The sequence below is a fragment of the Actinoplanes sp. NPDC026623 genome (assembly GCF_040638275.1).
In the GTDB taxonomy this organism is placed as follows: Bacteria; Actinomycetota; Actinomycetes; order Mycobacteriales; family Micromonosporaceae; genus Actinoplanes.
Window position 1 is genome coordinate 1 of record NZ_JBEZXZ010000325.1, and the last position, 5,956, is coordinate 5,956.

The window sequence follows — 5,956 nt, forward strand, 5'->3', positions numbered from 1 at the left end:
CGCCGCCACTGCCCCTCTCACCGGGCGTCCTTGATCACCTCTACTCCGGTGATGAGCCGGCGGCCGGCGCCGACCGTGCGCAGCGGGCCGGTCAGGCGCACCGAGGTGTGGCACGGCAGGTTCCCCGCCGACGTGCCGACCATGATCTCGATCTCGCCGGGCTCGACGACGCGTTCCAGGTCGCGGCCCGTGAACGCGGTCCGGTCGGCGTGGACCTGGAAGCTCACCCGCGCGCCCGCGCCCGCGGCGAGGTGCACCCGGGCGAAGCCCGTCAGCTGCTTCACCGGGCGCGTCACCTGCGCGACCGCGTCGTGCAGATAGAGCTGGACCACCTCGTCGCCCGCCCGGCCCCCGGTGTTGACGACCCGGACCGACACGGTGAACTCGCCGTCGGTCGGCACCTCGTCGGCGTCGATCGTCAGGTCGCCGACCTCGAAGGTGGTGTAGGACGACCCATGGCCGAACGGGAACAGCGGCGTCGGGTCGAGGTTGCTGATGTCGGTGCGGTCGGCGCCCAGCGGCGGCTGCAGGTAGGTGCCCGGCTGGCTGCCCGGGTGCCGCGGGATCTGCACCGGCAGCTTGCCGCCGGGCTGGATCCGGCCGCTGAGGATGCCGGCGATCGCCTGGCCCGCCTCCTCGCCCGGCATGAACGCCTGCACCAGGCCGGCGGCCCGGCCGTGCACGTCGCCCAGCGCGTACGGGCGGCCGGAGACGACGACCACGACCACCGGGGTGCCGGTGTCGAGGAGCTCGGCGAGCAGGTCCGCCTGGATGCCCGGCAGGCGCAGGTCCTCGGCGTCGCAGCCCTCGCCGGACGAGCCCTGGCCGAACAGGCCGGCGAGGTCGCCGACGACCGCCACGCACAGGTCCGAGTCCCGGGCCGCGGTCACCGCGGCGGCGAAGCCGGAACGGTCCGCGCCCTGCACGCCGCTGCCCTGCTCGTACACGATCTTGACGTCGGGCAGCTCCAGCCGCAGCGCGTCGACCACCGTCGGCACCTCGATGCCCAGGCCCAGGCCGGGGTGCCGCGGCAGGACGTGGTTCGGGTACGCGTAGCAGCCCATGAACGTGCGCGGGTCGTCGGCGCACGGCCCGACAACGGCCACCTGGCGCAGCGGCGGCCGGTCCTCGCCGAGCACCGGCAGCGCCGTGCCGGCCTCCAGCAGCACGATCGAGCGCTCGGCCATCTCGCGGGCCAGCGCCCGGTTGGCGGGGGAGTCGAGGTCGATGCCGGCCGCGCGCGCCACCGAGGCCTCGGGGGTCCAGTCGGGGTCGAGCAGGCCGAGCTCGGCCTTCTGGGTGAGCAGCCGCCGGGCGGCCCGGTCGACGAGCTCCTCGGCGATCTCTCCGCCGCGTACCCGCTCCACCAGGCCGGCGAAGCCGACGGTGTCCGGCAGCTCGACGTCGACGCCGGCGGCGAGGGCCTGCGCGCCGGCGTCGCCGGCGTCGGCGGCGACGCGGTGCATGGTGGCGAGGAATGGCACCGCCCAGTAGTCGGAGACCACGGTCCCGGTGAAGCCCCACTGCTCGCGCAGCAGCTCGGTGAGCAGCCACGGGTCCGCGTGCGGCGCGACGCCGTCCACGTCGGAGTACGAGGCCATCACGGAGCCGGCGCCGGCCTCGGTCACGGCGGTCTCGAAGCTCGGCAGGATGACGTCCATCAGCTCGCGCCGGCCCATCGGCACCGGGCCGTGGTTGCGGGCGGAGCGGGCGGCCGAGTAGCCGGCGAAGTGCTTGAGGGTTGCGATGACGCCGGCGCTCTGCAGGCCCCGGACGTACGCGGCGCCGAGCATCGACACCAGGTACGGGTCCTCGCCCATGGTCTCCTCGACCCGGCCCCAGCGGTAGTCGCGGACCACGTCGAGCACGGGGGACAGGCCCTGGTGCACGCCGACCGCGGCCATGTCCCGGCCGATCGCCGCGGCCATCCGCTCGATCAGGTCCGGGTCGAAGGTCGCGCCCCAGGCGATCGCCGCGGGGTAGACGGTCGCGCCGTAGGTGGTGAAGCCGGTGAGGCACTCCTCGTGCACCAGCGCCGGGATGCCCAGCCGGCTGCCCTCGAGCACGATCCGCTGCTGGCGGATCACCTCGGCCGTGCCCTCCTCCGCGGTGACCGGGATGCCGCCGTAGACCCGGGTGAGGTGGCCCAGCCCGTGCCGGCTGGCGTCGGCGAGCGAGATGCTGCCGGAGGCGGCGAACACGTCCTGCATCGGCGCGACGTTGAGGTCGGCGTCCGGCTGACCGCCCTCGTCCATGGCGTTGCGTACCCACCGGCTGCCCAGCTGCGCGACCTTCTCCTCGAGGGTCAGCTGCGCCAGCAGCAGGCTGACCCGGTCGGCGACGGGCAGCGTCGGGTCGTGCCAGTCAGGTGTCGTCACGATGGTTCTCCTTACGAGCCGGACGGGCGTCGAGCTTCCGAAACTTTCGGACTTTCAGTGAGATCTGGTCGCGACCGGATCGTGACCTATGATCCCGTCAGGCGGCGCTCGACGCGCTGCGATGGGGTCCACTCTCGCTGGTTGAGCACGAGTCTTACAAGGGCCTTGACACGTCAATCGCGAAATCCTACGTTAACAAAATCTCTCGGTAACTTGCGGTTGTCGATCGAAAGTTCCAGAATCCTGGGACCGGGATCGACCGTCACCCCTCAGACAATCGACTCGCCGCATCCCTGCGGCTCTCGAGTACGGAGATCAGCGTGGAGCGCAGCCCGATATCTCGTCGCACCCTTCTCAGCCTCACCGCCGCCGCAGGTGCCGGCGCCGCCCTGGCCGCCTGTGGCAGCTCCGGCCCCGGCGGCGGCGGTTCCAGCGACGCCAAGGGCGGGACGGCCAGCTACTGGTTCCTCACCGGACAGCCCGGCGAGGGGATCCGGCAGGCCGCTGCGGAGCGGTTCAACAAGGCCAACCCCGACAACAAACTCCAGTTCACCGCGTTCGAGAACGACGCCTACAAGCAGAAGATCAAGACGGCCATCGGCGCCGGCCAGGCACCCACGCTGATCTGGGGCTGGGGCGGCGGCGGCCTGAAGAGCTACGTCGACGCCGGCCAGGTCGAGGACCTGACCGGCTGGTTCGGCGAGAACGCGGCGGTCAAGGACCGCCTGTTCCCGTCCTCGTTCGGCCCGGCGACCGTCGGCGGCAAGATCTACGCGATGCCGTGCGAGACCGTGCAGCCGATCGTCCTCTACTACAACAAGAAGGTCTTCGCGCAGGCGGGCGCGCAGCCGCCGCAGTCGTTCGAGGACATGATGGCGCTGATCCCGACGTTCAAGAAGGCCGGCGTGACGCCGTTCTCGCTGGCCGGCAAGGCGCGCTGGACCAACATGATGTGGCTGGAGTTCCTGCTCGACCGCATCGGCGGGCCCGAGGTCTTCCAGAGCGTCTTCGAGGGCGAGAAGGACGCCTGGTCCGACCCGGCCGTGCTGGACATGCTCACCAAGATCCAGACGATGGTGCAGGCCGGCGCGTTCGGCAAGGGCTTCTCCTCGGTCGACGCCGCGGACAACGCCGACCAGGCCCTGCTCTACACCGGCAAGGCCGCGATGATGCTGCACGGCGGCTGGACCTACGGCAGCATGAAGAAGGACGGCGGCGACTTCGTCTCCGGCGGCAACCTCGGCTGGATGAACTTCCCGCCGGTCGCCGGCGGCAAGGGCGACCCCACCGACACGGTCGGCAACCCGGGGCAGTACCTCGCGATCTCGTCGAAGGCGACGGCCGAGCAGAAGGCGACCGCGAAGAAGTTCTTCACCAGCGGGGTGCTCGACGCGGACGAGACCAAGGCGTGGATCAACGACGGCGGCTCGGTACCGGTCGTCAAGGGCACCGAGGCCGTCCTCGCCGCCTCGCCGGACGCCGCGTTCCTCAAGTACGTCTACGACACCTCCGTCAACGCCAAGGTCTTCGCGCAGTCCTGGGACCAGGCGCTGAGCCCGACCGCGGCCGAGGCGCTGCTGGACAACATCGCCAAGCTGTTCCAGATGGATGTCACGCCCCAGCAGTGGGTCACCAACATGAACCAGGTCATCGGCAAGTGACCGCGCTTGCTCCGCCCCCGGACGCACTGGCAGGACGCTCCACCAATACCGGCGGGCGGAGCAAGTCCGTGTCCTGGATGGTGTTGCCGGCGCTCGCCGTGTTCGTGGCGTTCGGCATCATCCCGCTGCTGGGCGCCCTGGGCCTCAGCTTCACCCAGTGGGACGGCATCGGCGACATCCATCCGGCGGGCCTGGACAGCTGGCGGGCGGCGCTGGGCGATTCCGAGCTGTACCACGCGCTCGGGGTGACGTTCCTGGTGATGGCGCTTTCCTGGCTGTTCCAGACGCCGATAAGCCTGTTGATCGGCGTCTTCCTGGCCTCCCACAAGCGCTATCGCGGCCTGCTGGCGGTGCTGTTCTTCATCCCGTTGCTGCTGAGCTCGGCGGCCATCGCGATCACCTACGGCGCCCTGCTGAATCCGAACTTCGGGCTCGGCGCCGGGCTCAACATCCCGCTGCTCAACCAGGACTGGCTGGGACAGAGCAACCTGGCCGTGTGCACGGTCGTGTTCGTGGTGTCCTGGCAGTTCATCCCGTTCCACTCGCTGATCTACCAGGGCGCGGTGCGGCAGATACCCAGGTCCATGTTCGAGGCGGCCGAGATCGACGGAGCCGGGCGGGCGAGCGCGTTCTTCCGCATCACCCTGCCGCAGCTCAAATACACGATCATCACCTCGTCGACGCTGATGGTGGTGGGGTCGCTGACGTTCTTCGACCTGATCTTCGTGCTCACGTCGGGCGGTCCCGGCGACGCGACCCGGGTGCTGGCGCTGGAGATGTACCAGACCGGGTTCAAGGCCAACCTGATGGGACCGGCCAGCGTCATCGCGGTGATCCTGGTGCTCGTCGGCCTCGGCCTGGCCCTGCTGCTGCGCCGGATCGGCGGCGGCAGCGCGTCCGACAGCCAGATGGAAGGTGCCTGATGGCCATCTCGACCCGGCCGGCGCTGCCGAAACCCGCCGGCCCGGCACCCGCCCGGTCCGGCGGCCCGCGGCGCAGGCCGTCGGTGCTGCGGCGCTGGAACTGGATCGGCGGCGGCTTCGGCTGGCTCTGGCTGCTGGTGGTGATGCTGCCGATCTACTGGATCGTCATCACCAGCTTCAAGACGCGCAGCAACTACTACGCGCAGAACCCGCTCGTCCCGCCGACCGATCCGACGTTCGAAAACTACCGGCAGGTCATCGAGGCCGACTTCACCCGCTACTTCCTCAACAGCGTGGTGGTCACGGCCGGTGCGACACTGCCGGCGGTGCTGGTCTCGTTCATGGCGGCGTACGCGATCGTGCGTGGCGGGGCGGGCAGCCGCTTCCTGCGCTCGGTCAACGGGCTGTTCCTGATGGGACTGGCGATCCCGCTGCAGGCGGTGGTCATCCCGATCTACCTGATCATCATCCGGCTGCAGATGTACGACACCCTGATGGCGATCATCCTGCCGTCGATCGCCTTCGCCATCCCGTTGTCGGTGCTGGTGCTCGCCAACTTCATCCGGGACGTGCCCAAGGAGCTGTTCGAGTCGATGCGCCTCGACGGCGCCTCCGAGTGGGGCACCCTCTGGCGGCTGGCCTTCCCGCTGACCCGGCCCGCGCTGGTCACCGTGACCATCTATCAGGGGCTCGCCGTCTGGAACGGGTTCATCCTGCCGCTGATCCTCACCCAGAGCCCGGAGCAGCGCACCCTGCCGCTCGGATTGTGGAGCTTCCAGGGCCAGTACGGCGTCAACGTCCCGGCGGTGCTCGCCTCCGTGGTGCTGACCACGCTGCCGATTCTGATCTGCTACGCGATCGGCCGGCGGCAGCTGCTCAGCGGTCTCACCGCGGGCTTCGGTAGGTGACCAGGTCGGCGGTGCTGTTGCGGATCACCAGCTCCGTCGCCAGTTCGACCCGGGGGGCCTGAAGGGTCTCGCCGCGCGCCATCCGC

General features: G+C 70.2%; 4 protein-coding genes. 3 read left to right on the forward strand and 1 reads right to left on the reverse strand.

Going from position 1 to position 5,956, the window contains the following annotated elements; translation table 11 throughout:
* Nucleotides 1-17: 17 nt before the first annotated feature.
* Nucleotides 18-2,378 carry a glycoside hydrolase family 3 N-terminal domain-containing protein gene (locus tag AB0F10_RS43615; protein ID WP_360639994.1) on the reverse strand — a complete coding sequence of 787 codons (2,361 nt, stop codon included), beginning with the start codon at nucleotides 2,376-2,378 and terminating at the stop codon, nucleotides 18-20.
* A 320-nt stretch (nucleotides 2,379-2,698) separates the two neighbouring features.
* On the opposite strand from AB0F10_RS43615, the gene AB0F10_RS43620 reads away from it, so the two are divergent.
* From AB0F10_RS43620 to AB0F10_RS43630, 3 genes are all read left to right on the forward strand, one after another.
* Entirely contained in the window at nucleotides 2,699-4,039 is a 1,341-nt protein-coding gene (locus AB0F10_RS43620) for an extracellular solute-binding protein (RefSeq protein ID WP_360639997.1), read from the forward strand.
* A gap of 77 nt (nucleotides 4,040-4,116) precedes the next feature.
* Nucleotides 4,117-4,962, forward strand: coding sequence for a sugar ABC transporter permease (locus AB0F10_RS43625; protein ID WP_360640003.1), 846 nt, complete (start codon nucleotides 4,117-4,119; stop codon nucleotides 4,960-4,962).
* Nucleotides 4,962-5,870 (forward strand): carbohydrate ABC transporter permease, encoded by a 909-nt coding sequence (locus AB0F10_RS43630; RefSeq protein WP_360640000.1) that lies wholly within the window; start codon nucleotides 4,962-4,964, stop codon nucleotides 5,868-5,870. The genes AB0F10_RS43625 and AB0F10_RS43630 overlap by 1 nt, the downstream gene beginning before the upstream one ends.
* The last annotated feature ends 86 nt before the right edge of the window (nucleotides 5,871-5,956 follow it).

Coding starts and splice junctions, on each gene's coding strand:
- AB0F10_RS43625 (WP_360640003.1), top strand. CDS start 4,117: ATGGTGTTGCCGGCGCTCGCCGTGTTCGTGGCGTTCGGCATCATCCCG.
- AB0F10_RS43630 (WP_360640000.1), top strand. CDS start 4,962: ATGGCCATCTCGACCCGGCCGGCGCTGCCGAAACCCGCCGGCCCGGCA.